The 2,009-nt window shown below is 73.2% G+C and carries 2 protein-coding genes and 2 pseudogenes; 1 reads left to right on the top strand and 3 read right to left on the bottom strand.

What is annotated here, in order from left to right:
• Together G6019_RS09895 and G6019_RS09890 are read right to left on the bottom strand one after the other, a co-directional pair.
• A pseudogene (locus G6019_RS09895) lies at positions 1–557 on the bottom strand (C40 family peptidase); the annotation flags it as partial.
• Positions 554–901: a type VII secretion target gene (locus G6019_RS09890; protein WP_107755910.1), complete on the bottom strand. Its 348-nt coding sequence runs from the start codon at positions 899–901 to the stop codon at positions 554–556. The gene G6019_RS09890 and the pseudogene G6019_RS09895, both read right to left, overlap by 4 nt.
• 108 nt (positions 902–1,009) lie before the next feature.
• Between G6019_RS09890 and upp the strand changes: the two genes are divergently transcribed.
• The gene (gene upp / locus G6019_RS09885; RefSeq protein ID WP_107755911.1) at positions 1,010–1,633 is read left to right on the top strand and encodes a uracil phosphoribosyltransferase; all 624 of its coding nucleotides are present in this window, start codon (positions 1,010–1,012) and stop codon (positions 1,631–1,633) included.
• 16 nt (positions 1,634–1,649) lie between these two features.
• On the opposite strand, the pseudogene G6019_RS09880 reads toward upp, so the two are convergent.
• Positions 1,650–2,009, bottom strand: a pseudogene (locus G6019_RS09880) (phospho-sugar mutase); the annotation flags it as partial.

Below are 2,009 nucleotides of genomic sequence, written 5' to 3'. Positions count from 1 at the left end.
GCGCCACCCGCGCCCGAGTCGGCGATCACCCCGGGCGTGCGCGGCGCGTCGGGGATTCCCGCGGCGATGGCGCGCATCTCGAGGGTCGGTCCCGTGAGTTCGAGTTGGACCCGCTCCGCCACCTGGATGCCGCGGGCCAGGTGCTCCGTGGCCAGCCCGAGCAGCGCCACCTGACCGGGCGGGGTCATCAGAGCGGGTCCCAGCGCGGCCGCCCTGGCGAGGAATTGTTGCACGATGCCGATCACCTCGACGGTGCCGCGGACGACGATATCGGCCGCCACGGCGGTGACCCTGGCGATCTCGCCAGCGGACTCGCCGAGCGCCTCCACCGTGCGACCGATCTCGGCCACCGAGTGCGCGGCGCCGAGGGAGGCGAGGGAGTCCCACGTCTCGGAGAGCAGACGCTCGAGCGGTGGTCCGAGCCTCTGGGCCACCTCCAGTCCGTCGCCCACCGGTCGCATCACGTCCCGGGCGGCTTCGGGGACGAACTCCTCCGCCGAGAGCAGGTCGAGGATCTGCCGGATGGGCCCCGCGTAGGCCAGCGCGTCGGCGATCACCGGGCCGGACCTGCGATCCCGGGCAGTTCGTTCCCCGCCGCACCGATCGCCTCGGCACCCCCAACGTCGGACTCGGTGTACACCCGGCCGGTCTCGAGGACCAGGTGCCCGGCGGCATCGCTCACCCGGGCCACACCTGCGAGCACCTCCCGGTGCCGCGCGGTGGCGGCGAGCAGGGCGGACATGAAGTCGGCCCCGACCGGTCCGAGCACGGGGGCCACCTCGTCCAAAGGCAGCGAGTCCACGGCCCCGAGGACGCCCCCCAGGGCGTCCGCCAACGTGGTCAACCCCGTACCCAGCTCCCGCAGTCCGTCCACGTGGACGTCGATCGCTCCGTCCGCCATTCCCTCGCCCCTCGTCGCCGTCTCGTCCCGTCACAGGGTTCGACGCCTCGCGGGCCCGCACCGGTTCCGCCCGGTCGGAGAAATCTCCGCTGTGGAATCCTGTCGGGCATGGACATCATCGTCGTGGACCACCCGCTGGTCGGGGACCGGCTACGCACGCTGAGGGACTCCGTCACCGACACCGCCGGCTTCCGGGCGGCGATGGACGCTCTCGGCACCATGCTCTGCTACGAGGCCTTCCGCTCCATCCCGACCACCGAGGTCCCCGTGACCACACCGGTGGCAGAGACGACGGGTGTCGCGGTCGACGGCGTCCCGCTCGTCGTACCGGTCCTGCGGGCGGGGCTGGGTCTGCTGGATCCGGCCACCCGGTTGCTCCCGGGCGCGCAGGTCGGGTTCGTGGGACTGGCGCGCGACGAGGAGACGCACGCCCCGGTCTCCTATCTGTGCTCCCTTCCGGACGACCTCGCCGGACGGCACGTCGTCGTGTTGGATCCGATGCTCGCCACCGGGGGGTCGCTGGTCTCGACCCTGGAGACCCTGGCCGAACGAGGCGCGACCGGGGTCACCGTGGTGTGCGTCCTGTGCGCCCCGGAGGGGATCGAGACCGTGCGGGCGTCGGGACTGGCGTCGCGGCTCGTCACCGCGACCGTCGACGACCGGCTCGACGACGACGCCTTCATCGTCCCCGGGCTCGGAGACGCGGGCGATCGCCTGTTCGGCCCCCGCTGACCCAGCCCTCCGACCCTCAGGAGGTGAGGGCGGCGGCGACGCGATCGGCCAGAGCGGTCAGCCGTCGTCCGGCATCCTCCCGGTCGGACGTCGACGGACGTGGGGTCGTCCACGCTTCGACGTAGGTCTTGAGCAGGGGCTCGGTGCCCGACGGGCGGATCACCGCCCGTGCACCCTCGGTCACGACACGGAGACCCGCCGAACCGTCCACAGGTGATACGGACCCGGTCGCGCCCAGCCGTTCGGCCACGCGACGGAGCTCCGAGCGGGGCTCGGCACCGGGGGCGAGTGGATGGGCGACGTTGCGCCGGAGGTGCGCACCGAACTCCTCGGCGAGCGCGTCGAGCCCCGCACCGACCGACCGCCCGGCCGACCC

The organism is Dietzia sp. DQ12-76 (genome assembly GCF_014145045.1).
Taxonomy (GTDB): domain Bacteria; phylum Actinomycetota; class Actinomycetes; order Mycobacteriales; family Mycobacteriaceae; genus Dietzia.
Note: the sequence above shows the minus strand (reverse complement) of the source record. Positions and strands in the feature narration are given on the sequence as shown.

Excerpts from the sequence above, each read along its gene's own strand:
- G6019_RS09890 (WP_107755910.1), bottom strand. The coding sequence starts at position 901 with ATGGCGGACGGAGCGATCGACGTCCACGTGGACGGACTGCGGGAGCTG.
- upp (WP_107755911.1), top strand. The coding sequence starts at position 1,010 with ATGGACATCATCGTCGTGGACCACCCGCTGGTCGGGGACCGGCTACGC.